Raw genomic sequence first — 25,745 nt, forward strand, 5'->3', positions numbered from 1 at the left:
AGCCGTCCTAGTGCGCCTCGTCCCAGTTGCCGGCGGCCCGGGCCTCGACCGCGAGCGGCACCCTGAGCTGCACGGCCGGGTGCGGTGCCTCCACCATGACCTTCTCGATGATCGGCAGGGTCTTCTCGACCTCGGCCTCCGGCACCTCGAAGACGAGCTCGTCATGGACCTGCAGCAGCATGCGGGCGCCCAGCCGATTGGCGGCGAGCGCCGCATCCATGCGGGTCATCGCCCGGCGGATGATGTCGGCGGCCGAGCCCTGGATCGGTGCGTTGATCGCCTGGCGCTCGACGAAGGCGCGCTCGGACGGATTCTTCGAGGCGACCGCGGGGAAATGGCAGACGCGGCCGAAGATCGTGGTGACCTGAGCATGGGCGCGCACATGGGTCTTGGTCTGGTCCATGTAGTCGCGGATGCCGGGAAAGCGCTCGAAATACTTGCGGATATAGGCGCTGGCCTCCTCGCGGCCGATGCCGAGCTGGTTGGCGAGGCCGAAGGCCGAAATGCCGTAGATGATGCCGAAATTGATCGCCTTGGCGCGGCGGCGCACCTCGCTCGGCATGCCCTGGACCGGCACCCCGAACATCTCGGATGCCGTCATCGCATGGATGTCGATGCCATCGGCGAAGGCCTGCCGGAGCTGCGGGATCTCGGCGATATGGGCGAGCAGGCGCAATTCGATCTGGCTGTAGTCGGCCGAGACCAGCTTGAAGCCCTTTTCCGGCACGAAGGCGGTGCGGATCTTGCGGCCGGCCTCGGTGCGGATCGGGATGTTCTGGAGGTTGGGCTCGGAGGAGGAGAGCCGGCCCGTCGTCGTCGCCGCCAGCGCATAGGAGGTGTGGACCCGGTTGGTCTGCGGATTCACGTAGCCCGGCAGTGAATCGGTATAGGTCGATTTCAGCTTGGCGAGCTGGCGCCATTCCAGGATCTTCGAGGGCAGCGGATGGCCCTGCTCGGCGAGGTCCTCGAGCACGCCGGCGCCGGTCGCCCATTGGCCGGTCGCTGTCTTCTTGGCGCCTTCGAGCCCCATCTTGCCGAACAGGATGTCGCCGAGCTGCTTGGGGCTGCCGATGGTGAATTTCTCGCCGGCGAGCTCGTAGATCTCGTCCTCCAGCCGGGCCAGCCCCTGCGCGAAATCGCCGGAGAGGCGGGAGAGGATCTGCCGGTCGATCGCGATGCCGCGCCGCTCCATCCGGGCGAGAACCTCGACCATCGGCCGTTCCAGCACCTCGTAGACCGCGGTCTTCTTCTCGGCGGCGAGGCGTGGCTTCAGCGTGAGCCAGAGCCGGAGCGTGACGTCGGCATCCTCGGCGGCATAGTCGGTGGCGCGGTCGAGCGGCACCTTGTCGAAGGTGATCTGGTTCTTGCCGGTGCCGGCGACCTGCGCATAGGGAATCGTCTCGTGGCCGAGATGCAGTTCCGAGAGCTTGTCCATGCCGTGGCTGTTGCTGCCGGCATCGAGCGCGTAGGAGATCAGCATGGTGTCCTCGACCGGGGACACGCTGAGCCCGTGGCGCTCCAGTACCAGCAGGTCGTATTTCAGGTTCTGGCCGATCTTGAGCACGCCGGCATCGGCGAGCAGCGGCTTCAGGGCGGCGACCGCCTGCGTCAGCGGAATCTGGTCGGCCAGCAGGCCCTCGTCGAAGAGCCCGCCATCGCCGGCGCGATGCTGCAGCGGGATGTAGCAGGCGCGGCCGGGCGCGACCGCGAGCGAGATGCCGACGAGATCGGCCTGCATCGCGTCGAGCGAGTTGGTCTCGGTGTCGAGAGCGACATGGCCGACCTCGGAAGCCCAGCCGATCCAGCGCTCGAGATCGGCGAGCGTGCGCACGCATTCGTATTTCGAGCGATCGATCTTGCCGGCGAGCGCCTCGTTCTTGCGGGCGCTCGCCAGATCGCCCGGCTTCAGCCAGCCGTCTTCGCCAGCAGGGGCGCCTGCAACAGCGGCAGCAGGCGCGGGAGATGTCGCAAGAGCCAGGCCGGGAGCCGCATCCTCGGCGGCATCCGCCCCGACATAGAGCGCCTTCAGCTCCGCCGCGCGCGCGCCGCCCGGAGCCAGCTCCGGATCGGCATCGACGGCGCCGACATCTGCCTCATAGGCCTCGGCGACGCGCTTGGTGATGGTGGTGAACTCCATCGCCTTGAGGAAGGCGATGAGCTTCGCCGGATCGGGCTGCTCCAGCGTCAGGTTCTCCAGCGGCGTCTCGACCTTCACGTCGTCGACGAGGCTGACGAGCTTGTGGGAGATGCGGACCTTCTCGATCACCTCGGGATTGGTCAGCGTCTCCCGGCGCTTCGGCTGCTTGATCTCGCCGGCGCGCGCCAGCAGGGTTTCGAGATCGCCATATTCGCCGATGAGCTGGGCTGCCGTCTTGATGCCGATGCCCGGCGCGCCCGGCACGTTGTCGGTGGCGTCGCCGGCCAGCGCCTGCACGTCGGTGACCTTCTCGGGCATGACGCCGAAATACTCGACGACCTCGGGCTCGCCGATGCGGCGCTCGGCCCGGAAGCCGGCGCCCTTCTTTTGGTCGCCGGAGGCGGGATCGTACATCGCGACGCCCGGCTTCACGAGCTGCATCAGGTCCTTGTCGGCGGAGACGATGAGGACATCGGCGCCGACCTCGCGGGCCTGTTTCGCATAGGTCGCGATCAGGTCGTCGGCCTCGTAGACATCCTGCTCGACCGGGATCAAGCCGAAGGCGCGCACCGCCTCGCGCATCAGCGGGAACTGGGGAATGAGATCGGGCGGCGGATCGGAGCGGTTGCCCTTGTAGGCCGGATAGATCGCCTTGCGGAACGAGTTCTCCGACTTGTCGAAGACGATGGCGAGATGGGTCGGCCGGACGCCGAGCACGCCCTCGCGCACGAACTGGAAGAGCTTCGTCGCGAAGAGCCGAACCGCACCCGAGGGCAGCCCGTCCGAGCGGGCATTGTATTTCCGGTCCTGGTTGATCGACTGGAAATAGGCCCGGAAGATGAAGTTCGAGCCGTCGACCAGGAAGAGGTGGTCGCCGGGCTTCAGGGCGGGGGCGGTCGTGGTTGTCTCGCTCATGGCGCGGACCATAAGCGGGCGGGCGCGAGCGGTCCATGGGCTGCGCGGCGGCGGGTGCTCAAAGCTGTCAGGAATGAGAGGCCCCGCCGGAATCGCGGCGTCATGCACGCCCTTGTGGTGAGCATCCACGTCTTGAACACGGCACTTGACCCGCAAAGACGTGGATGGCCGGGACAAGCCCGGCCATGACGGCAATGGCAGCGCTTCCGACTACTTCGTGATCGTATCGATCTCCGCCAGATCCTCGGCCGTCAGCGCCCAGTCGGCGGCCTTGACGTTGGCGGCGACCTGCTCCGGCTTCGTCGCTCCGGCGATGACGCTGGAGACCACGGGCTGAGCCGCCAGCCAGGAAAAGGCGAGTTCCACCAGCGTATGGCCGCGCTGCTCGGCGAAGGCGGTCAGCCCCTCGATCCGATGCCAGTTATCCGCGCTGAAGATCTCGTCGGCGCGCTGCGGCAGCTTGCTCAGGCGCGCGCCTTCCGGCATCGCCGCGCCGCGCTTGTACTTGCCGGTCAGCGCCCCGTTGGCGAGCGGGAAATAGGGCAGCAGGCCCATGCCGTAATGGGCGATGGCCGGGATCAGGTCCGCCTCGGCACCGCGCTTCAGCAGGCTGTACTCGTCCTGCGCCGAGGCGAAGCCGGGAATGCCGAGATCGCGCGCCGTCCACTGCGCATCGGCGACCTGCCAGGCGACGACGTTCGAGCAGCCGATATAGCGGACCTTGCCCTGGCGGACGAGGTCGTCCATGGCGCGCAGGGTCTCCTCGATCGGGGTCAGCGGATCGGGCCGATGGAGCTGATAGAGATCGAGCCAGTCGGTCTTGAGGCGCCGGAGCGAATCCTCGACCGCGTTCATGATGTAGCGGCGCGAACCGCCCTTCTTCACGCCCTCAGTATCCATGTCCATGCCGAACTTGCTGGCGAGCACGATCTGCTTGCGGCGCGCGCCCAGCACCTCGCCCAAAGCCGTCTCGGAGCCGCCGCGCTCGCCATAGATGTCGGCGGTGTCGAACAGGGTGATGCCATGCTCGATCGCGGCATCGACGACCTTGCGCGTCGCGTCGAGATCGATGCGCCCGCCGAAATTGTTGCAGCCGAGCCCGACGAGCGAGACGCGCAGGCCCGAGCGGCCGAGATTGCGGAATTGCATGGTGGTGATCCTTCCCCTTTCGCATCGGACCGAAAAGTGGCCCCACTTTTCGGAAAAATCCGATGCGACAACATTTTGATCGATCATCGTGACCGCGTCCGGCCGGACGCGCGATGATCGAGAGGCGGGCAGAGGATCAGAGCGAACGGTCGAGGGCAATCGCCCAGTGCGTCATCCGCGGGCTGCGCTCAGCGCAGACCCCGAAACGAAAATGCCCGGGCTCTCGCCCGGGCATCTGAACTCAGGCCACTTCGGCCTTCTGCTTCTGCGAGCGCTTGCGCTCGTTCGGGTCGAGGATGCCCTTGCGCAGGCGGATCGACTTCGGGGTGACCTCGACGAGCTCGTCGTCGTCGATCCAGGCGAGCGAACGCTCCAGCGTCATCCGGATCGGCGGCGTCAGGCGCACCGCCTCGTCCTTCGAGGTGGTGCGGATGTTGGTGAGCTTCTTGCCCTTGAGCACGTTCACCTCGAGATCGTTCTCGCGGGTGTGCTCGCCGACGATCATGCCCTGATAGACCTTCCAGCCGGGCTCGATCATCATCGGGCCGCGGTCCTCGAGGTTCCACAGCGCATAGGCCACGGCCTCGCCGGTCTCCATCGCGATCAGCACGCCGTTGCGGCGCCCGCCGATCTCGCCCTTGTAGGGCAGGTAGTCATGGAACAGCCGGTTCATGATCGCGGTGCCGCGCGTGTCGGTCAGCAACTCGCCCTGATAGCCGATGAGGCCGCGGGTCGGAGCGTGGAAGACCAGGCGCAGGCGATTGCCGCCGGACGGACGCATCTCCAGCATGTCGGCCTTGCGCTCCGACATCTTCTGCACGACGACGCCGGAATGCTCCTCGTCGACGTCGATCACGACCTCTTCGATCGGCTCCAGCAGCTGGCCGTCCTCGCCGCGCTTCAGCACGACGCGGGGACGGGAGACGCCGAGCTCGAAGCCCTCGCGGCGCATCGTCTCGATCAGGATCGCGAGCTGCAATTCGCCACGGCCGGAGACGATGTAGCTGTCCTTGTCGGAGGCTTCCTCGATCTTCAGCGCGACATTGCCCTCGGCCTCCTTGAACAGGCGGTCGCGGATGACGCGGGTGGTGACCTTGTCGCCCTCGGTGCCGGCGAGCGGGGAATCGTTGACCATGAAGGTCATCGACACCGTCGGCGGATCGATCGGCTGCGCCTTGATCGGGGTGTCGACTGACGGGTCGCAGAAGGTGTCGGCGACGGAGCCCTTCACCAGGCCCGCGATCGAGACGATGTCGCCGGCGACCGCTTCCTCGATCGGCTGACGCTCGAGGCCGCGGAAGGCCAGGATCTTCGAGATGCGGCCGGTCTCGACGGTCGAGCCGTCGCCGGAGAGCACCTTGATCGTCTGGTTCGGCTTGGCCGTGCCCGAGGTGACGCGGCCGGTGATGATGCGGCCGAGATAGGGATTGGCCTCCAGCAGCGTGCCGATCATGCGGAACGGGCCTTCCTCGACCTTGGGCTCCGGCACATGGGAGAGGATGAGATCGTACATCGGCGCGAGGCCGTTATCCTGCGGACCTTCCGGCGAATGGGCCATCCAGCCCTGCTTGCCCGAGCCGTAGAGGATCGGGAAGTCGAGCTGCTCGTCGGTGGCGTCGAGCGCGGCGAAGAGGTCGAAGACCTCGTTGATGACCTCGGTGGTGCGGGCGTCCGGCTTGTCGACCTTGTTGATCGCGACGATCGGCTTGAGGCCGAGCTTCAGCGCCTTGGAGACCACGAACTTGGTCTGCGGCATCGGGCCCTCGGCCGCATCGACCAGCACGATGGCCGAGTCGACCATGTTCAGGATGCGCTCGACCTCGCCGCCGAAATCGGCGTGGCCTGGGGTATCGACGATGTTGATGCGCGTATCCTTCCAGACGACCGAGGTCGCCTTGGCCAGGATGGTGATGCCGCGCTCCTTCTCGAGGTCGTTGGAATCCATCACGCGCTCGATGACGCGCTGGTTGTCGCGGTAGGTGCCGGACTGCTGCAAAAGCTTGTCGACGAGCGTGGTCTTGCCATGGTCGACGTGCGCGATGATGGCGATGTTGCGCATGGACATGCGGGTCTGGGCCTTGCTTTCAAGGCCACGAGCCGGTCTGGAGCGATGCCCCGCCGGCGCAGCCTGTTTCACGTGAATCTGGAATTCGTTGCGCTGCACATAAACGCTGGCGGGCTTTTCGGCAACCGCAGACGCTGCCGAAAAGTAAATGCCTTCAAGCTTCCGCCAGCGCCCGCTGCCGTTCGGCGACAGCCCGGCCGACCTGATCGATGACGAGGCGATAGGCTGCGAGCGCCGCCGTATCGAGGTCACCCTTGGCATAGTCGGCCAATACGCGCGTCAGGATCTGGTCGGCCTCGCGGCCGAGCCGGGTCAGTTCGGCCTCGTCCTCGCAGGCGCGGATCACGGCCAGAAGCTCCAGCAATTCGTCGAGGCCCGACATGGCGCGCCGGCGCCGGTTGGCGCTCTCGCGCCCGAGCAGCGCGGCGCCGCCCGTGCCCACCGCCGAGAGCGCCATGGCCCCGATATAGAACCAGTCGCCATAGCGATCGAAGAAGGTCTCCTGTTCGCCATCGATATAGGCGGCGGCCCCCGAATGGACCGGCAGCGGCGCGTCCTTGTCGGTCGAAGGCGTCTCCAGCGCCTGCACGGCGGGCAGTTCCGCCGCCAGCGTCAGGCGCAGGCCGAGGATGTCCTTGGTCAGCTCACCGACGAGATTGTCGTCGAGGCTCTGCGCTGCGACGAGGCGCGAGGTGATCGCGATGGTCGGCAGGCTCTCGGCCGGGCGCGGCGGGTCGCCGCCGAGCGCGCCACGCACGATCTCGCCGGATTCGATCGCACGGTAATGCAAGGCGAGCGCATCGGCCTCGCGAACCGGGATCAGGACGGGATCGTTGCCCCAGGCTTCGCGCAAACGGCGCAGGCCGCCATTATTGGTATGGGAGCCGACGGCGCTGATCGAGAAGAAGACGTCGATGCGCTTCTCCCTCGCCACCGGCACGATCTCCTCCTGGGTCAGGCCGAGAATCTCGACCTCGTCTGGCCGGACCTCGTATTGCGCCAGCACCCGTTTCAGCAGCGCGACGTTGCCGGCAGGATTGCGGGCGACGCCGACCCTGCGGCCGCGCAGATCAGCGATACGGGTGATCGCGGTCTCGGCCCTGGTGATGAAGAAGGGATAGGTCCGGCGGGTGATCAGCACCGTATCGGCGGTCGAGGGCATGGCGATGTCAGCCCGCAGCATGGCGAGATCGGCCTGCCCGGCATCGATCCGCTTGGCGCTGTCCTCGGAACCTTCGGTCAGGACGAGCCGCAGGCGCACGGAGGCCTTGTCGCGGTTCAGGCCCTGCACGAAGGCCGCGGCCATGCGCGCATCCTCGGAGCCGAGCGGCCCGACGGCGAGGCGCAAGGTCCGCGGCTGGCCGACATAATAGAACGCCGCCGCGACGAGGCCGGAGACGGCGAGCAGCCCCGCCACCATCGCCAGCCCGCGCCTGCCCATGCCAAGCCGGATCAATCAACAGCCCCCTTGTTCGCCCATGCCAGCATGGCTTCCTTCGCCATCATGTCGCAAGTACGGCATGCACCGGCGAACGGATCGCTACAGCATCGGACCGGACAGCATCCGGCCCGATGCTGTAGCGCTTTGATTTTCCATCGGCTTTCCCGAAAACCGCATTCCACTTTTCGGGCCGATGTTGTAAACGCCGGGCCATGTCCAATGGTTCGCCCTTCCTGACCAAGATCTGCGGTCTCTCGACGCCCGAGACGCTGGAGGCTGCGCTCGCGGCCGGCGCCGACATGATCGGACTCAATTTCCATCCGAGAAGTCCGCGCTACGTCACGCTGGAGCGCGCCAGGGAACTCGCGGCGATCGCGCGCGGCAAGACGGAAATCGTAGCGCTCGTCGTCGACTGGAGCGAGCCGCAGGCGGCCGAGCTCGCAGCAGCTCTCAAGCCCGACTGGTTCCAGTTCCACGGTCGCGAGACACCCGAGCAGACCGCAGCCCTGCGCCGCGCCGTCGGCCGACCGGTGATGAAGGCGCTCGGCATTGCCACGGCGGAAGACCTGAAGGCCGTCGCCGCCTATCGCGAAGCCGCCGATCTCATCCTGCTCGACGCCAAGCCGCCGAAGGATGCGGCCTTCCCCGGCGGGCATGGCAAGCCCTTCGACTGGGCGCTGCTCGCCGGCCTCGACCCTTCCCAGCGCTTCATGCTATCGGGCGGGCTCGATCCGGCCAATGTCGCTCATGCGATCGGCATAACCCGGCCGGCGGGCGTCGATGTCTCCTCGGGCGTCGAAAGCGCGCCGGGGGTCAAGGACCCCGCCCGGATCGCGGAATTCATCGCATCGGCCCGCAAGGCCGCCGCGGCACTGCAAGAAGGTTTGACGGCATGAACGCCCCCTCGACCCCGAACAGCTATCGCAACGGCCCGGACGAGAACGGCCGCTTCGGCCTGTTCGGCGGCCGCTTCGTCGCGGAAACGCTGATGCCGCTGATCCTGGAGCTAGAAGCGGCCTATAACGCCGCCAAGGCCGACCCGGCCTATCATGCCGAGATGACCAGCGGGCTGAAGCATTATGTCGGCCGGCCCTCGCCGCTCTATCTCGCCGAGCGGCTGACGGACCATTTCGGCGGCGCCAAGGTCTACCTGAAGCGGGAGGAGCTGAACCATACCGGCTCCCACAAGGTGAACAACGTGCTCGGCCAGATCCTGCTGGCACGGCGTATGGGCAAGAAGCGCATCATCGCCGAGACCGGCGCCGGCCAGCACGGCGTCGCGACCGCGACGCTCTGCGCCCGCTACGGCCTGGAATGCATCGTCTATATGGGCGCGGTCGACGTCGCCCGGCAGGCGCCCAACGTCTTCCGCATGCAGATGCTGGGCGCCACCGTCGTCCCGGTCGAATCCGGCACCAAGACGCTGAAGGACGCGATGAACGAGGCCCTGCGCGACTGGGTGACCAATGTCGCGACGACCTTCTACTGCATCGGCACGGTCGCAGGCCCGCATCCCTATCCGGCGATGGTGCGCGACTTCCAGTCGATCATCGGCAAGGAAACCCGCGAGCAGATGCAGGAGGCCGAAGGCCGCCTTCCCGATTCGCTGGTCGCCTGCATCGGCGGCGGCTCGAACGCGATGGGGCTGTTCCATCCCTTCCTCGACGACGCATCCGTCGAGATCTACGGCGTGGAGGCGGCCGGCCACGGCATCCCGAGCGGCCAGCATGCGGCCTCGCTGACCGGCGGGCGCCCCGGCGTGCTGCACGGCAACCGCACCTTCCTGCTGATGGACGATGACGGGCAGATCAAGGACGCCCATTCGATCTCGGCCGGGCTCGACTATCCCGGCATCGGCCCGGAGCATTCCTGGCTGCACGATATCGGCCGGGCGACCTATCTCTCCGCCACCGACGAGGAGGCGCTGGAGGCGTTCCAGCTCATCTCAAAGTTGGAAGGCATTATCCCGGCGCTGGAAAGCGCGCATGCGCTCGCCCGCGTCGCCGAACTCGCCCCGCAGAAGCCGAAGGACCATCTGATGGTGGTCAATCTCTCCGGCCGCGGCGACAAGGACATCCCGCAGGTCGCGGAGATCCTGGCGGCGCGCTGACGCTCGCATGGACACCTAAAGTTCCAGGCACGCGGCTCTCGACTCTCTGCTCCATAGCAGCAACCATGGGTTGCTTCCGGCGCGTCCGCGCCGGGCATCGTCGCGTGGAGCGGGACCGGGGCCAATGGGGGGCAGCGGTAACGACGACCGTCCGATCGGGCGCGGGCCTGCCTCAGCCGGCCTGCCGATCGAACTCGCCTTCCTGACGCGGCATGGCCTGGCGCCCTCGCTTCTCGCGCGTGCAGCCGAAACATCCCGCCGCAACCGCAGCGAGCCCGCCCGCGAAGCGATCGCGCTCGGCCTGATCAGCGAAGCCGAGCTTTATCGCGCGCTCGCGGCCGAGCTGGGTCTCGCCTTCCTGCCGCAGCCGCCGCCCCTGCGACCCGGCGGCGGGCATGATGCGATCCTGCGGCAAGGCATCGCGCCGACCGTCGACGACAGGCGCTTTCGCTTCATCCTCGCGCCCGAGGGCCCGGCGCTGCGGCGGATGCTCGAAGCCGGGCCGCGCCATCGCGGCGATATCGCGGTGACGACACCGCGCCGCTTCGCCGGGGCCCTGCGCCACAGCAATGCCGAGACCCTGGCGGAGCATACGGCCGGGCTCGACCCTGCCGGTCTCGCGCGCGAGAGCGCCCGCACCGGCGCCAGCCGCGGCCAGGTGATCGCAGCCGGCGGCGGTGTCGCCGCTGCCGCACTCGGCGGCGTCTTCGCCCCGCTCCAAACCTTCTTCGCGCTTGCGCTCCTGCTCGGCCCGTTCTTCCTCGGCCTCATCCTGCTGCGTCTTGCGGCGGCGATCGAACGCTCGGCGCCCGATCTCTGGCGCAGCCATCGCTGGCGGATCGACGAATCCCGCCTGCCCGCCTACACCGTCGCGGTGCCGCTCTACCGCGAGCTCCCTGTGCTCCGGCAATTGACGGATGCGCTCGGCGCCCTCGACTATCCCCCGGCCAAGCTCGATATCCGCCTGCTGATCGAAGCCGACGATATCGGGATGCGCAGCACGCTGGCGCGGATGGCGCTGCCGCCGCATTTTTCCGTGACGGTCGTTCCGCCGGGCTTTCCGCGCACCAAACCGCGTGCGCTCAACCTGGCGCTGCTCGAGGCACGCGGCACGTTCTTCACGATCTTCGACGCCGAGGACATTCCCGATCCGCAGCAACTGCGCATGGCGGCGGCGCGCTTTCTCGGTGGCCCGCAGGAGCTCGGCTGCCTGCAGGCCAGACTCGTGATCGACCATGCCGAGGAAGGCGTGCTTCCCGCCCTGTTCGCGCTGGAATATGCGGGGTTGTTCGATGTGCTCAATCCCGGCCTGCTGCAATTCCGGTTGCCGATCATGCTGGGCGGGACCTCGAACCATTTCCGCACCGAGGCGCTGCGCGCGGTCGGCGGCTGGGATGCCTGGAACGTGACGGAGGATGCCGATCTCGGCTTCAGGCTGGTGCGCGCCGGCTATCGCATCGGCGACCTGCCCTCGAACACCCGCGAGGAGGCGCCCATCACCATCCCGGCCTGGCTCAAGCAGCGCTCGCGCTGGATCAAGGGCTATATCCAGACGCTGGTGACGCATTCCCGCGCCCCTTTGCGCCTGATGCGCGAAGCCGGGATGGCTGCGACCTTCGCCTTCCTGTCGCTGGTCTTCGGCACCGTCGCCACGGCGCTCGGCTATCCCGCCTTCGCCGTCGCCGCGCTGATCGCCTATTGGGACGGCTCCCTGTTCGAGCCGGTGGGCACCGTCGCCACCCTGACCTCGACCATCGCGCTCGGCATCTGGATTCTGGGCAGCGTCGCGCTGTTCATGCCGCCGATCGTCGGCGCCCTGCGCCGGGGCGCTCCGGGCCTATTGCTGCTCGTGCCGCTGCTGCCGCTCTATTACGCGCTGGTCTCGGCGGCGGCCTGGATGGCGCTCTACGAGTATTTCAACCAACGTTTCGCCTGGAACAAGACGGAGCACGGGCTGGCGCACCGACCGGCGCCCATCGAAGCCAATCAGGAGTGACGCAGCCATTCCGCCGCCGCCTGCGCCGGAGGCTGCTCGATATTGAAGGCACCGACGAAACTGCCGTCCTTGCCCATCAGATAGACCAGGGCGGTATGGTCCATCGTGTAGTCGCCATCCTTGAGCGGCACCTTCTTGGCATAGGCGCGATAGGCCTTGATCACGGCATCGATGGCGGGACGATCGCCGCTCAGGCCGACGATGCGGGGATCGAAGGAGCCGAGATAGCTCTTCATCGCGTCCGGCGTGTCGCGCTCCGGATCGACCGTGATGAACAGGGCCTTGAGCCCCTTCGCCTTGGCGCCGTCACCGGCCGCGCGCAGTGCTTCCGATATCTCGAAGAGCTTGGTCGGGCAGATGTCCGGGCAATGGGTGAAACCGAAGAAGACCAGGAAGGGCGAGCCCTTCAGGTCGGTGTCGGAGAGCGGCTTGCCCTCCTGCGTCGTCAGCGTGAACGGGCCGCCGACGCTGGCCGTGCCGCTGCCACCGCCCTGGCGGCCAGGCGAGAAGGTCAGGATCGCGGCCGCAGCCAGCGCGAGCGCGCCGACGAGGAAGACGACGAGGGGGAGAACGAGTCGGCGGTTCACGAAAGACTTCCCGGGCAGGCGGCCGCAGCCGCTAGAAGCAAGCGACGATGGCGGCGATCAGACCGTCGGTGAAGAGCCGGTCTCCCTCGCGCCACCAGAGCAGCAGGCCGGTGAGGAACAGGGCGAAGAAGCCTCCGCCGATCAGCATGAGGCCGAGACGGCTCGAAGAGCCGGCCTCCTTCTGCGTTGTCTCGTCTGCCTGCGACATGAGGCCAACCTATCGCCAGATCACGCCGCCCGGAAGCGGGCGCCGTGACGCAGGGTCTCACGATGCAGCGATGCGCCCCGGGTTGGGCACATCACGGAATTGGCCGGTGCCCCAGGCTCACTTCACCGGGAAGGTCAGCGGCGAATAATCCGTAACCGGGCGCTTGATCCAGTCATTGCCAGGCGCTGCGGCTTCCGTCCGCTTCTGGCCTTCGTGGAGGCGCAGAGCGGCCGCCGGATAGTCCATGGTCAGGACGGTGCCGTCACGGACCACGAGCCTGCCGTCGACATAGACGCGGTCGACGGCCCGTTCGGCGGCGGCATAGACCATGCTGCGGACCGGGTCGCGGCGCGGCTGCATCATCGGGTGCTTGAGGTCGACCATGACGAGGTCGGCCTTGCAGCCCGCTTCCAGCCGCCCGATATCGTCGCGGCCGAGCGCCGCGGCGCCGGCCGTGGTCGCGGCCTCGAAGATGTCGGTGGTGGTGAGCGTGCGCGGGTTCTCCGCCATCATCCGGGCGACGTAGCCGACATGGCGCATCTCCTCGAGCATGTTGTGCGGATAGGTGTCGGTGCCCATGCCGATCCGGACGCCGGCGCGGCGATAGCGCCCGAAATCGTCGAGCGCGATGCCCCGGCGCATGAAGACCGTCGGACAATGGGCGACGATCGTGTCGGTCTCGGCCAGCAGCGCGAGATCGCGGCGGCTGTGCCAGGCGACGCGCGGGTAATCGTCGAGGAAGATGCCGTGACCGACGATGCTGGTCGCGCCGAGCACGCCGAGCTTCTCCAGCCACTGGATCGGCGTCACGCCATGACGGCGGGTGATCTCGTGGAACTCGACCGTCGACTGGGCCGCATGGATCTGCCAGGGCAGGCCACGGCGCTTGGCTTCGGCAAAGCTGTCCTTGATGAGGCCTTCGCTGCAGGTGTCGATCTGCGCGGGGCAGACCATGCCGAAGAGACGGCCTGACGGATGCTTCTGCGCCTGCTCGATGACGTCGAAGGCGGTCGCCATGGCCGCGGCGCCAGCCTTCTCGTCCCACTCGTATTCGACGACATGGCCGTTCTTCGTGTACCAGCGGGCCGAGCGGAACATCGGCGAGACGCAGACGCGCAGGCCGCTATTGGCGGCGAGATCGAGCCAGCCGGGATGGGCGACCGAGAGATCGGCGAGCGTGGTCACGCCGGAGAGCAGCAGTTCCGAATAGGCGACCTGCACGCAGTCCGGCACCGCCTCGGCATCGGGCCGCAGGATCGGCATGAATTCGTAGAGCGAGGAGTTATAGAGCGCGGGGGAGCCGAGCTCGTCGAGGAAGCCCTTGTTCAGCGCCTCGCTCGAGGGGTGAGAATGGATATTGACGAGGCCGGGCATGACCATGCGCCCGCTGCCGTCGACGGTCTCGTCCGCTTGCCCCTCGTAGCGGGGTCCGACGAAGCGCAGCGTGCCGTCCTCGAAGGCGACATCGGCGCCGTGCAGATAGACGTGCTGGCCGGCCTCGGCATCCCAAGCGACAACGATGTCGGCATTCTTGATGACCGTGATCGTCATGATGTTTCCCTTCCTCCCACAGGCATAGAAAAAGCGCCGCGCGGCTCACACCGCGCGGCGCCCAAGAAACTCAGCGCTTCAGCTTGAGATCGAGCCCCTTGTAGAGGCCGGCTCCATACAGGCCGTGGGCACGCACGCCCTCGACCCGGTCGGTCGCGACGACCCAAAGCGGTTGCGAAACCAGCGGCACCCAGACATTCGCCTCGGTGAGCTGGGTCTGGACCTCGGCCAGGGCCTGCTTGCGCTTGTCGGCGTCGGTTGCCGTCGCCGCAGACTTGAGCAGCTCGTCCGTCTTGGGGTCCTTCCAGTTCATCCGGTTCGGCGTCGGAACCTGCTGGCTGCGGAAATAGAGGCTCATCGCCTCCGTCGCCGTCACATAGGGGTAGGACATCAGGAACGCGTCGAATTCCTGCGTCGCCAGCTTGCCCCAGGCGACGGTCGCGTCCCAGAGCTGGATCTTCATGTCGATGCCGACCTTGCGCAGATCCGCCTGCATAGCCTCGGAGATGCGCGGGTTGGAATCGTTGCGGATGCCGTAGACGGTGAAGGTCGCCTTCTGGCCGTCCTTCTCGCGGATGCCGTCGGCGCCCGGCTTCCAGCCGGCCGCGTCGAGCAGCTTGGCGGCGCCGGCCGGGTCATATTTCGGCATCTTGTCGGCCGAGGACTTGTCGTAATCGAGCACGGCCGGGTTCAGCAGCGAAGGCAGGGTCTGTCCCTTGCCGAAGAAGATCGCCTTGGCGATCGCCTCCTTGTTGGTCGCCATGTTGGCGGCCTCGCGGATGGCCTTGTCCTTCGCCACGGGCTTGTCGACCTTGAAGCCCATGAAGACGTCGTAGATGTAGTTGTCCTGCCGCTGCACCGTCATGCCGGGGATGCGCTGCATCGTGTCGAGCGCGATATACGGCATGTAATAGGTCACGTCGGCCTGCTTGGCCTGGATCGCGGCCATCAGCGTGTTCGACTCGGGGATGACCTTCCAGACGATCTCGTCGATCTGCGGCTTCGGGTCTTTGTAGATCGGCGGGCCCCAGGAGTAGTGCGGGTTCTTCTTGAGCACGAGCTCCTGGCGCGGGGTCCATTTCGACCAGCAATAGGGGCCGGTGCCGTTGAAGCCCTGCACGCCGAAATTCGCACCGAGCTTCTCGACGGTCGCCTTGTCGACCACCGAGGCGAAGGAGAGCGCGAGCTGGAACATCAGGTCGCTATAGGGCTCCTTCAGCTCGTAGATCAGCGTGGAATCGCCATCGGCTCGGATGTCCTTGACCGGGCCGGCGCGGAAGGAGACCGGCGACTTGCTGGCCGGATCGATCCAGCGCTTCAGCGAATAGACGACGTCGTCGACCGTCATCGGCCGGCCGTCGCAGAATTTCACGTCCTTGCGCAGCTTGAAGGTGTAGGTCTTGCCGTCAGGCGAGATCGTCCAGCTCTCGGCGAGGCCGGGCTTGATCGTCTTCATGTCGAAATCGACCGTCACCAGCGTGTCGGCGAGCATGTACATGACCTCGGCCGCCGCCGTCGCGGTCGAGCGGATCGGGTCGTAATTATCGGCATCGATGATGCGCAGGATCGTGAGCGGCGCCTTCTGCTGGGCCACCGCGGGCGCCGTGGCAAAGGTCGCGGCGGCCGCGCCCGCGAGAAGCAGAGTTGACAGTTTCAGCATCGAGCAAATCCCCTTTTTCGCTTCTTGGTTGATATCCGCTGCTATTTGCGCAGCTTCGGATCGAGGGCGTCGCGCAGGGAATCGCCGAGCACGTTGAAGGCGAGCACCACCGCGAAGATCACCAGGCTCGGCAGAACCGAGACATGCGGCGCGAAGAACAGGAAGTTGCGCCCGTCCGCCGCCATGGCTCCAAGCTCGGCCGTCGGCGGCTGGGCGCCCAGGCCCAGGAAGGACAGCGCTGCACCGAGCAGAATGACCTGGCCGAAGCGCAGGGTGATGAAGACGAACATCGCCGAGAGGCAGTTCGGCAGGACATAGCGCAGGATGATGCGCAGGTCGCTGAGACCGAGCGAGCGCGCCGCCTCGATATAGCCCTGCTGCAGCACGACCAGCGCCGAGCCGCGGACAACGCGCGCCATCAGCGGCACGGTCGCGATCGTGAGCGCGATGATCACCGCCGGCAGACCCGGCCCGAAGATCGCGGCGATGGCCAGGCCGAACAGGATCGCGGGGAAGGACAAGAGGATGTCCATGAACCGCATCAGCACGCCCGATGCCTTCGGATAATAGGCGGCGGAGAAGCCGATGATGCCGCCGATCGTGCAGCCGAAGACGACGGAGGCGAGGCCCATCAGCAGGCTCGTGCGCAGTCCGAAGAGCAGGCGCGTGATCATGTTGCGACCCTGCCCGTCGGTGCCGAGCAGGCCCATCTCGCCCGGCGGCTTCAGCGTGTTGGCGAGGTCGTTGCCGAAGGGGTCGGTCGGCGCGAGCCAGGGCGCGAAGGCCGCACAGAGGACGGCGAGGACGACAAGCGCCAGCGCGACGCAGGAGCCGGCATCGGAAAGGAGCATCCGGAACACGGTCTTCCGGCGAACGGGCGCGGCGGCGGCAACGCTGACGGCGGCCTCGACCGTCTTGGCGCCCGGCTGCAGCGCATCGCGTTCGAGCTTCATGGGAGAGCCCATCAGGTGCCCCTCACGCGCGGGTCGAGCACGGCATAGAGGACGTCCACCGCGAGATTGACCAGGATGAAGCCGAGCGAGAGCATGATGATCGTGCCCTGCGCCATCGGCAGGTCGCTGGACAGGATGGCGCCGACCGCGAGCCGGCCGATGCCCGGCCAGGAGAACACGGTTTCGGTGACGACTGCGCCGCCGAGCAGGAAGCCGATCTGCAGGCCGATCAGCGTGACGACCGGGACCAGCGCATTGCGCAGGGTGTGGCGCAGCACGACCGTGATCTCACCGAGGCCCTTGGCCCGGGCGGTGCGGACGTGGTCGGCGCCGAGCTCGTCGAGCACCGAGGTGCGGGTCATGCGGGCGACCGGGCCAACGAAGACGCCGCCGAGCGTGATCGCCGGCAGAATGATCCCCTGGATGCCCTCCCAGGTCCAGAGCGGGCCCATGCGGCCGGTGAAGGGCAGGATCGGATAATAGAAGCCGAAGAGCCAGATCAGCCCGAGGCCGAGGAAGAAGACCGGCAGCGAGACACCGGCGACCGAGACCGCCATGATCGCGCGGTCGATCAGCGAGCCCCGATAATAGGCGCCGACCGTGCCGAGGAACATGCCGAGCGGGATCGCCCAGACCAGCGAGGCCAGCATCAGCTCGAGCGTCGGGCCGATGGTGTTGCCGAGTTCCTGCGTCACCGGGACGTTGTTGATGATGGAGACGCCGAGATCGCCCTGGGCCAGGCGCCCGATATAGATGGCGAACTGCTTCCAGAGCGGTTCGTTGAGCCCCAACTCCTGGCGAATGGCCTCGACCACATCCTGCGTCGCCATCGGGCCGGCCCGGACCTGGGCCGGGTCGGTCGGTACCACCTGCATCAGCAGGAAGCCGATCAGCAGCACGCCGAACAGCACCGGCAGGACGAGAAGCAGCCTTTGCAGCGTATGCCGCAGCATGAAGGGCGCCTCCCTATTGCGCGGCGGCTGCGAGCTGGCCGTGGCGGTCGAAGACCACCGCGCCGCCGAGCAGGGTCAGGTCGCAACGCACGTCGTTCTCGACCTCACCGACAGGGATCGCGAAGATGTCGTGCGAGAGCACGGCGATGTCGGCGAGCTGGCCCGGCACCAGCCGGCCGACCCTGTCCTCGGCGAACTGGGTATAGGCGCCGAGCAGCGTATAGGCGTGAACAGCCTCCTCCATGCTCAGGCTCTCGGCACCGCCGATCTCGGTATGGCGCTTGGTCTGGCGGGTGACCATGGTGAAGAGGTTCTTGAACGGGTCGGTGGCGCAGACCGGCGCATCCGAGCTCGCCGCCGCATGCAGGCCGCCATCGAGCCATTTGCGCATCGGATAGGAAGCGCCGGCGCGTTCCTCACCGAGATTGATCACATAGAGATCGCCGAATTCGTAGATGAAGGCCGGCTGCGGCACCGGGTCGATGCCGGCAGCGGCCATGCGGGCGAGCTGACCGTCGGTGAGGAAGCCGCAATGCTCGATGCGGTGGCGGCGCCCCTTGATCGGATGCTCGGGGCTGTCGGCCTTCTCCATGCCGGAGAGCACCTGCTCGATGGCGGCATCGCCGATCGCGTGGATGGCGAGCTGGTAGCCGAGCTCATGGTAGTGCCGGAGATAGCCGTGCATCGCCGCGTCAGAATAAATGAAGATGCCGCGATTATCGGGGTCGCCGACGAGGTAGGGCTCGCTCATCGCGGCAGTCAGGCCGCCGGCACTACCGTCACCGAAGACCTTCATCGCGCCATAGCGCAAAAGGCCGGTCTCGCGGCCGAAGCGGTAGCCTGCCGCATGGGCCTCGTCGCCGATGCCGTCGGCATTACCGTAGATGCAGACCCAGGTGCGGACCGGCAGCGTGCCGGCGCGCGCAACCTCCTCATAGGCCTCGATCTCGGCCATACCAGCGCCCATGCCGACGCCGGCATCCATCACGCTGGTGAAGCCCTGCGCGAGCATGTAGTGCCCGGCCTTCTCGATCGCGGCCTTGAGCTCGGCGGCGCTCGGGCGCGGCATCGCCTGGACGATCAGGCGCATGGCGCTTTCGGCCAGCAGGCCGGTCAATTTGTTGTCGCGACGCTCGATCAGGCCGCCATCGGGGCTCGGCGTGTTGTGACCGATGCCGGCTGCCGCCATGGCGCGGCTGTTGACGACGCCGACATGGCCGCAGGTGCGCTTGATGTAGACGGGATTGTCGGGCGAAACGCGGTCGAGTTCCTCGGCCGTCGGGTGGCGGGCCTCAGTGAGTTCGTTATGGTCGTAGCCACGACCGGTGACCCATTCGCCGGGCTTCTTGCCCTTCACCGCCACAGCGATGCGACGCAGGACCTCTTCGATGCTGTTGACGCCTTCCTCGGGGCGCAGATTGACCTCGCTCATGGCGAGACCGAGCGGCAGCAGATGCATATGCGCGTCGTTGAGGCCGGGAATGGCGACACGGCCGGCAAGGTCCACGACCTGGGTATCCGGTCCCTGGAGTGCGGCGATCTCGGCGGCCGAACCCGCAGCCAGCACCTTGCCTCCGCCGATCGCCAGGGCTTCCGCGAAGCCTTCCGCCAAGCCGCAGAAGATGCGGCCATTCAACAAAACGGTCTCGGCTTGCGTCATCGCCCGGATTACCCTGCTTTCCCTGTTGAATTCTCGCCGCGAGGCATTGGCGAGGCGATAGTCTTCGGCAAGCATCTCCCGTGCCATGAACGCGACAATGCGCGCCTATGCGGCCCTATCGTATCGAATGGGGGATTTAGTCTGGACGGTGTGCTTTTGACGCTAAAACTATGCCACTCCGCCTGTTCCCCATGACACTATTTTCTTATGGCTTTCCGGCAGCATTGCTCAGAATATTGAACATGGCAAGGGCCGCGCACAGGCGGGCCCTGCATGACGCGCAGGAAAGACAAGGCGCGCAGAATGGGGAAACGGAGCGACTATGAGCTTTGATGTCGGCGGAAGGCTGAAGGAAATCAGGCTGGCGGCCGGACTTTCCCAACGCGAGCTCGCGGCGCGCTCCGGCGTGACCCATAGCCTGATCTCGCTGATCGAGCAGAATCGCAACAGCCCGTCGGTCGCGTCGCTGCGCAAGATCCTCGACGGCATCCCAATGACCATGGTCAATTTTTTTGACGAGGCGCGAGCGCCGCGCGACAAGGTCTTCTTCGAGGCGCCGGACCTGCTTGACCTGACCTCGCGCCTGCACCAGGTCAATGGCGGCGAGAGCCGGGGACAGATGTCGTTCCGCCAAGTCGGGGATGCCCAGGCGCATAACCTGCAGATCCTGCACGAATCCTACGATCCCGGCGCCGATACCGGCATCGCCATGCTCAAGCACGATTCCCATGAAGGGGGGGTGGTGCTGGCGGGCGAACTGGAGGTCACGGTCGGCGACCAGATCAGGGTGCTCAAGCCGGGCGATGCCTATCTCTTCGACAGCCGCATTCCGCATCGCTACCGCAATATCGGGACGGAACGCTGCATCGTGGTCAGCGCCTGCACACCGCCCTATCTTTGATTGGACCCGGCATGCGAGCCCTCATCCTGAGGAGCCGTGTCAGCGGCGTCTCGAAGGATGCTTCAGATGGCTCCGGAACCTCCTAGAGCATCGTTCGAGACGCCATTCCCAAGGGAATGGCTCCTCAGGATGAGGCTGGGGAGTTCCAGACGATAGCCACGCTCCAAGGGCGCTCGCCGCATCGTGACGCCCACAACCTTAGAATCCATTTAAACTATTGATATTATTTGATTTTTATTCCGATATCCGATAATCATCGCCTCCTCACAGAGGTCGCGATGCACGCCGGTTCCAGCTCAGTCCAGACATCCGCCACGAGCCTGGAGCTGTTCTCGCGCAATCTCTCGCTCTCGGCCGGCACCTTCCTGATCCAGGAGGGCGAGCGGATCGTGGGCCCGATGCGGCCGGGGCTGAAGGTCGCCGTCATGCTCGAAGGCCGTCAGGCGCTCGAACTCGACGATCGCCCGGCCGTCGTCCTCGACGGGCCGGCCATCCTCATCGCCGCCAATGGCGGCGAGCACATGCAGCAGCGCACCGGCCTTGCAGACGGCACCCTGCGCTGCGCGCTGATACAGTTCGACTTCGACTTCGTCGCGCGTGAATTCGGCCCCGACGTCGCAAAGGCCGCGCGCCTTGCCTGCTCCGACGGGGCGGGTTTCTGGGTGCGTCCGGCCGATGCCCCGATCCGGTCGCTGGCGCTGCAGATGGCGGAATGCCAGGTCGGCGAGGCGCTGCGCCCCCTCTATCTCGCCGGCAAGGCGCTGGAGCTCGGCGCGCTCGTGCTGGATCGGATGCTCGGCGAGCGTCCCACCCGCCCGGCCCGGCTCAACCCGCGCCTGCGCGAGCAGGTCCATGCCGCCCGCGACCGCCTGCTCGAAGCCCTGCGCGAGCCGCCCGGCCTGGCGGAGCTGGCACGCGAAAGCGGGCTCAACCCGACCAAGTTGACCTCGGCCTTCCGGGCGGAATTCGGCGCCAGCGTCTTCGAGTACCTGCAAGAGCAGCGCCTGCAGCAGGCCTATGCGATGATCGCGAGCGGAGAGACCAGCATCGCCGTCGCCGCCTTCCAGGTCGGCTACAGCCCGGCCCATTTCTCCGGGCTGTTCCGCAAGCGTTTCGGCATCGCGCCCAGCGCCCTGCGCTGATCCGGGCCATGAATCCGCCGTCCCGTTCTTGCTTGGACGCGTTCGAAACGCGACCGAAAGAAATACTGCCGCGATCGAAAGCCAAGCGCGTTGCCGCCCTGGCAGCCTTCCTGAAAGAACCCCGGAGACGCGGCGCCAGAAGCGCCAGGGGCAGGAATACAGGCATGACCGGGATCAACAGCAGCAATCGCGCGATGGGGCGGGCCGGTGTGGCGCTGGCCGCTCTCCTCGTCGGCGGGGCGGGCACGGCGCTGGCGCAGGGCGCCGGGGCGACCCAGGCCGGCACGCCGATCGGCCTCGACACCATCGAGGTCCAGGGCGAGCGCGCCAGCGGCCCGGTCAACGGCTATGTCGCCCGCCGCAGCGACACCGCGACCAAGACCGACACGCCGATCATGGAGACGCCGCAATCGATCACGGTCGTCACCCGCGACCAGATGGACGACCAGGGCGCGACCACGGTCAGCCAGGCCCTGCGCTACAGCGCCGGCGTGCTCGGCGAGACGCGCCTGTCCTCGGGCGGCCGCTATGACAGCGTCTTCATCCGCGGCTTCGGTGGCGCCGGAACCGGCGCCGGCTTCGTCAACAATCTCGACGGCCTGCGCTACCTGCGCGGCGTCAACTTCCTCGTGCCCTCCTTCGAGCCCTGGGGGCTGGAACGGGTCGAGGTGCTGCGCGGCCCGTCCTCGGTGGTGTTCGGGCAGGTCAAGCCCGGCGGCCTGGTCAACATGGTCAGCAAGCGCCCACGCGACGAAAAGCACGGCGAGATCCAGCTCCGCATCGGCGAAAGGCAGCGGGCCGAGATGGCCTTCGATGTCGGCGGACCGATCGATCCGCAGAAGACCTGGCTCTATCGCGTGGTCGGCCTCGGCCGGACGGCCGATACCCAGGTCGACTACACGCAGGACCAGCGCATCTTCATCGCGCCCTCCGTCACCTATCGGCCGAACGGCGCGACGACCTTCACGCTGATGGCGTCGTTCCAGCGCGACCCCGAGACCGGCTTCTACGGCTTCATCCCCGCGGTCGGCACCGTCCTGCCGAGCCGCAACGGCCGCATCCGCAGCGAGTTCTTCCCAGGCGAGCCGCGCTTCGAGGGCTATAGCCGCAACCAGGCCAATCTCGGCTGGGCCTTCGAGCATCGCTTCAACGACATCTTCACCTTCCGCCAGAACGTCCGGCTGTCCGACCTCGAATCGCGCTTCCGGACGGTGGCTGTCGGCGGCATCGCGGCCGACCAGAAGACGCTGACCCGCCGCGTGACGATGTCGAACGAGAAGGCACGCACCGCCGGCATCGACAACCAGCTCCAGGCCGATTTCCGCACGGGACCGCTGACGCACAAGGTGCTCTTCGGCGTCGACGGCTACTGGACCGACGGCACCGCCTTCACCGGCGCCGGCGGCACCGTGCAGACGCTCGACTACACCAACCCGATCTATGGCCGCCTGCCCTTCGCCCTGCCCGCGCTGGCCGGCACCAAGCAGACCACGGCCCAGTACGGCATCTACCTGCAGGACCAGATCAAGCTCGATCGACTCTCGCTGGTCGTCGGGGGTCGCTTCGACCGGGCCGAGGCCCGTACCCGCGCGATGAGCACCGGCGTCCTGACCAAGCAGGACGATACGGCGCGCACCGGCCGCGTCGCGCTGATGTACAATTTCGACAACGGCTTCGCGCCCTATGCCAGCTATTCGACCTCGTTCGATCCGCAGGCGGGCACGACCTTCGCGGGCACGCCGTTCAAGCCGACCGAGGGCGAGCAGTTCGAGGCCGGCTTCAAATACGAGCCGCCGGGCATGAACGCCTTCCTGCAGGCCTCGGTCTACCAATTGACCCAGACCAACGTCCCGACGACCGACCTCGCCCATCCGACCTTCCAGATCCAGACCGGCGAGGTCCGGGCGCGGGGCATCGAGGTCGAGGCCCGTGCGACCGTGTTCGACAATCTCGATCTCGTCGCGGCCTATACCTATACCGATGCCGAGGTGACCAAGAGCAGCGGCGTCGACCTGCACAAGCGCCCGACCGTCGTGCCGCGCCATACCGCAGCGCTCTGGGGGCACTACACCTTCCGGACGGGCCTGCTCTCGGGCCTCGGTCTCGGTGCGGGCGTCCGGTATGTCGGCAGCGGCGCCGGCGACCCCGCCAACACCTTCTCCACATCGGCCTACACGCTGGTCGATGCCGCGATCAGCTACGATCTCGCGGCGGCCAGCCCGGCCCTCAAGGGCTGGAAGGTGCAGGTCAACGCCCAGAACCTGTTCGACAAGGAGTATATCTCCGGCTGCTACGGCACGACGCAGTGCTCATTCGGCCTGCGCCGCACGGTCCTCGCGACGTTGTCCTACCGCTGGTGAGGTCGCCGATGCAGCCGGACAGCCCTCCCGATATCGGCCTCGCTCCCGTCACGCTGCCGCAGGCCTGGCAGCGCGACTTCGCGGCCCGTGACGGGTCGCGCTACCGGCTGCTGATCTCCGTGCCGGAAGGCCCTGCACCGGCACGCGGTTTTCCAAGCCTCGTGCTGGTCGACGGCCACGCACTGTTCCCGATGGCCGCCACGGCCGCCCGCCTGCAGGCGCAGCGCCCGGAAGCGACCGGCGTCGGCCCCGCCGTCGTCATCGGCATCGGCTATCCCGATGAACGGCCCTTCGATGCGGAGCGGCGCCAGCGCGACCTCCTGCCCGTCCCCGGCGGCGCCGACCGCTTTCTCGACGCGATCATCGACGAAATCCTGCCTGCCGTCGCGCGGATCGCGCCGCTCGACCCGGCCCGGCGGGCGCTGGCCGGCCATTCCTATGGCGGGCTGTTCGTGCTGCACGCGCTGTTCACCCGGCCCGGCCTGTTCGAGGCCCATGTCGCCGGCAGTCCCTCGATCTGGTGGCAGGACCGCGCCATCCTCGCGAGCGAGGTTGCCTTCCGGCGTAGCGGCCCGGCTTCCGCCGGGCGGCTTCTGATCACGGTCGGCAGCCATGAGCAGGCCCCCGCCCTCGCCGTCACGCTGCAGCGGGCCGAGCGGCTCGCACGCGCACGGATGCGCGACAATGCCGCCGAGATGGCGGAACGCCTGAGCGCGTCCGGCTGCGTCAATTGCAGCTTCACCGAATTCCCCGGCGAGAACCATGTCTCGGTGATCCCGTCGATGCTCTCGCGCGCTGTGGCCTTCGCGCTCGCCGGCACGGCCCAGGACAAGGCGGCGGCAGCATGATGCTCGACAGACGCTCGCTGATCCTGGGCGGCTTGAGCCTGCCGGTGCTGCCCGCCATGGCCGCCGCGCCGGTCGTCGCCACCGATGTCCTCGGCCGCACCGTCAAGCTCGCCGCGCCGGCGAAGCGCATCGTGCTGGCGCAGGGCCGCCAGCTCAATGCGCTCGGCCTGATCCATCCCGATCCCGTCAGCATCCTCGCCGGCTGGGGCAGCGATCTCGAACGGCAGAACCCGGACGGGCTCGCCCGCTATCGGGCACGCTTCCCGGCCATCAATGCGCTCTCGCTCGTCGGCGACGGCGGGACGGCTGCCGGGTTTTCGCTGGAAAAGGCAATCGCACTCGGCCCTGATCTCGTCGTGGTCAGCAAATCACTCGCCGGAACACGCCGTGGCCCCGGCGATCTCGTCGAGAAGCTGGAAGCCGCCGGCATTCCCGTCGCGGTCGTCGATTTCTTCCTGGAGCCGCTGCGCGACACCGTGCCGAGTCTCAGGGCGCTCGGCATCCTCACCGGGCAGCAAGAGCAGGCGGAAAAGCTGATCGCCTTCTACGAGGAGCGGATGAGGCGGATCGCGGGCCGGGTCGCGGACGCGAAGCGCCCCTCCGTCTTCATCCACGCCCATGCCGGCGGCTACGATTGCTGCATGACGGCCGGGCAGGGCACGTTCAACGAATTCATCCAGGCCGCCGGCGGGCGCAACATCGCCGCCGCGATGCTGCCGGGCGCGACGGGGCAGATCGGTCTCGAACAGCTGATCGGTGCTGACCCGGATGTCTATATCGCGACCGGCGGCACGCATCTGGCCAAGCTCGGCGGGCTCGTGCTCGGCCTCGGCGTCAGCGAGACCGACGCGGCCGCGAGCTTCGCCAAGCTGCTGGGCACGCCGTCGCTCAAGATGCTCAGCGCCATCGAGAAGCGCCGCGCCTTCGGCTTCTGGCACCTGTTCAACGACACCCCGCTGCATGTCGTCGCGATCGAGGTTCTCGCGAAATGGCTCCATCCGGAGCGCTTCGCCGATATCGACCCGGCCGCGACGCTTGCCGAGGGCGCCCGCTTCTCGGCGATCCCGCTCGACGGGACGCTGTGGATCGCGGCGGCGCCCAAGCCCTGA

19 protein-coding genes are annotated in these 25,745 nt (G+C 67.2%); 8 read left to right on the forward strand and 11 right to left on the reverse strand.

What is annotated here, in order from left to right:
- Positions 1 to 7: 7 nt before the first annotated feature.
- The 4 genes from polA to BLQ70_RS13330 all read right to left on the reverse strand — a co-directional run bounded on the left by polA (position 8) and on the right by BLQ70_RS13330 (position 7,707).
- Positions 8 to 3,052 carry a DNA polymerase I gene (polA, locus tag BLQ70_RS13315; protein WP_091857772.1) on the reverse strand — a complete coding sequence of 1,015 codons (3,045 nt, stop codon included), beginning with the start codon at positions 3,050 to 3,052 and terminating at the stop codon, positions 8 to 10.
- A 210-nt stretch (positions 3,053 to 3,262) separates the two neighbouring features.
- On the reverse strand, positions 3,263 to 4,201 hold the full coding sequence (locus BLQ70_RS13320) for an aldo/keto reductase (protein ID WP_091857367.1): 939 nt from the start codon (positions 4,199 to 4,201) through the stop codon (positions 3,263 to 3,265).
- A gap of 241 nt (positions 4,202 to 4,442) precedes the next feature.
- Complete coding sequence (typA, locus tag BLQ70_RS13325) at positions 4,443 to 6,266, reverse strand: translational GTPase TypA (RefSeq protein WP_061970873.1); 1,824 nt, start codon at positions 6,264 to 6,266, stop codon at positions 4,443 to 4,445.
- A 154-nt stretch (positions 6,267 to 6,420) separates the two neighbouring features.
- Positions 6,421 to 7,707, reverse strand: coding sequence for a TAXI family TRAP transporter solute-binding subunit (locus tag BLQ70_RS13330; protein WP_091857368.1), 1,287 nt, complete (start codon positions 7,705 to 7,707; stop codon positions 6,421 to 6,423).
- A gap of 212 nt (positions 7,708 to 7,919) precedes the next feature.
- Here BLQ70_RS13330 and BLQ70_RS13335 point away from each other — a divergent pair, with 212 nt between their 5' ends.
- The 3 genes from BLQ70_RS13335 to BLQ70_RS13345 all read left to right on the forward strand — a co-directional run bounded on the left by BLQ70_RS13335 (position 7,920) and on the right by BLQ70_RS13345 (position 11,813).
- Positions 7,920 to 8,603 (forward strand): phosphoribosylanthranilate isomerase, encoded by a 684-nt coding sequence (locus BLQ70_RS13335; protein ID WP_091857369.1) that lies wholly within the window; start codon positions 7,920 to 7,922, stop codon positions 8,601 to 8,603.
- Positions 8,600 to 9,817 (forward strand): tryptophan synthase subunit beta, encoded by a 1,218-nt coding sequence (gene trpB, locus BLQ70_RS13340; RefSeq protein WP_091857370.1) that lies wholly within the window; start codon positions 8,600 to 8,602, stop codon positions 9,815 to 9,817. Before BLQ70_RS13335 ends, trpB begins: the two co-directional genes overlap by 4 nt.
- Positions 9,818 to 9,941: 124 nt before the next feature.
- On the forward strand, positions 9,942 to 11,813 hold the full coding sequence (locus tag BLQ70_RS13345; RefSeq protein WP_091857371.1) for a glycosyltransferase family 2 protein: 1,872 nt from the start codon (positions 9,942 to 9,944) through the stop codon (positions 11,811 to 11,813).
- On the opposite strand, the gene BLQ70_RS13350 is transcribed toward BLQ70_RS13345, so the two are convergent.
- From BLQ70_RS13350 to BLQ70_RS13375, 7 genes are all read right to left on the reverse strand, one after another.
- The gene (locus tag BLQ70_RS13350; RefSeq protein ID WP_061970881.1) at positions 11,804 to 12,400 is read right to left on the reverse strand and encodes an SCO family protein; all 597 of its coding nucleotides are present in this window, start codon (positions 12,398 to 12,400) and stop codon (positions 11,804 to 11,806) included. The two genes, BLQ70_RS13345 and BLQ70_RS13350, sit on opposite strands and share 10 nt — an antisense overlap.
- Before the next feature lie 31 nt (positions 12,401 to 12,431).
- Entirely contained in the window at positions 12,432 to 12,608 is a 177-nt protein-coding gene (locus tag BLQ70_RS25650) for a hypothetical protein (RefSeq protein ID WP_156407196.1), read from the reverse strand.
- 117 nt (positions 12,609 to 12,725) lie between these two features.
- Positions 12,726 to 14,159: an amidohydrolase family protein gene (locus BLQ70_RS13355; protein ID WP_061970882.1), complete on the reverse strand. Its 1,434-nt coding sequence runs from the start codon at positions 14,157 to 14,159 to the stop codon at positions 12,726 to 12,728.
- Positions 14,160 to 14,229: 70 nt separating this feature from the next.
- Positions 14,230 to 15,819 (reverse strand): ABC transporter substrate-binding protein, encoded by a 1,590-nt coding sequence (locus BLQ70_RS13360; RefSeq protein ID WP_091857372.1) that lies wholly within the window; start codon positions 15,817 to 15,819, stop codon positions 14,230 to 14,232.
- A gap of 41 nt (positions 15,820 to 15,860) precedes the next feature.
- Entirely contained in the window at positions 15,861 to 16,772 is a 912-nt protein-coding gene (locus tag BLQ70_RS13365) for an ABC transporter permease (protein WP_091857373.1), read from the reverse strand.
- 11 nt (positions 16,773 to 16,783) lie between these two features.
- A complete protein-coding gene (locus BLQ70_RS13370) occupies positions 16,784 to 17,725 on the reverse strand; it encodes an ABC transporter permease (protein ID WP_091857374.1) in 942 nt (313 codons plus the stop codon).
- Positions 17,726 to 17,738: 13 nt separating this feature from the next.
- Positions 17,739 to 19,460: an amidohydrolase gene (locus tag BLQ70_RS13375; RefSeq protein WP_244512014.1), complete on the reverse strand. Its 1,722-nt coding sequence runs from the start codon at positions 19,458 to 19,460 to the stop codon at positions 17,739 to 17,741.
- A gap of 247 nt (positions 19,461 to 19,707) precedes the next feature.
- Between BLQ70_RS13375 and BLQ70_RS13380 the strand changes: the two genes are divergently transcribed.
- The 5 genes from BLQ70_RS13380 to BLQ70_RS13400 all read left to right on the forward strand — a co-directional run bounded on the left by BLQ70_RS13380 (position 19,708) and on the right by BLQ70_RS13400 (position 25,745).
- The gene (locus BLQ70_RS13380; RefSeq protein ID WP_091857375.1) at positions 19,708 to 20,286 is read left to right on the forward strand and encodes a cupin domain-containing protein; all 579 of its coding nucleotides are present in this window, start codon (positions 19,708 to 19,710) and stop codon (positions 20,284 to 20,286) included.
- A 278-nt stretch (positions 20,287 to 20,564) separates the two neighbouring features.
- On the forward strand, positions 20,565 to 21,428 hold the full coding sequence (locus BLQ70_RS13385) for a helix-turn-helix transcriptional regulator (RefSeq protein WP_091857376.1): 864 nt from the start codon (positions 20,565 to 20,567) through the stop codon (positions 21,426 to 21,428).
- 164 nt (positions 21,429 to 21,592) lie between these two features.
- The gene (locus BLQ70_RS13390) at positions 21,593 to 23,788 is read left to right on the forward strand and encodes a TonB-dependent siderophore receptor (protein ID WP_210184288.1); all 2,196 of its coding nucleotides are present in this window, start codon (positions 21,593 to 21,595) and stop codon (positions 23,786 to 23,788) included.
- A gap of 8 nt (positions 23,789 to 23,796) precedes the next feature.
- On the forward strand, positions 23,797 to 24,636 hold the full coding sequence (locus tag BLQ70_RS13395; RefSeq protein WP_091857377.1) for an alpha/beta hydrolase: 840 nt from the start codon (positions 23,797 to 23,799) through the stop codon (positions 24,634 to 24,636).
- Positions 24,633 to 25,745 (forward strand): ABC transporter substrate-binding protein, encoded by a 1,113-nt coding sequence (locus tag BLQ70_RS13400; RefSeq protein WP_210184289.1) that lies wholly within the window; start codon positions 24,633 to 24,635, stop codon positions 25,743 to 25,745. Before BLQ70_RS13395 ends, BLQ70_RS13400 begins: the two co-directional genes overlap by 4 nt.

It is taken from the genome of Allobosea robiniae (genome assembly GCF_900102525.1).
GTDB lineage: Bacteria > Pseudomonadota > Alphaproteobacteria > Rhizobiales > Beijerinckiaceae > Allobosea > Allobosea robiniae.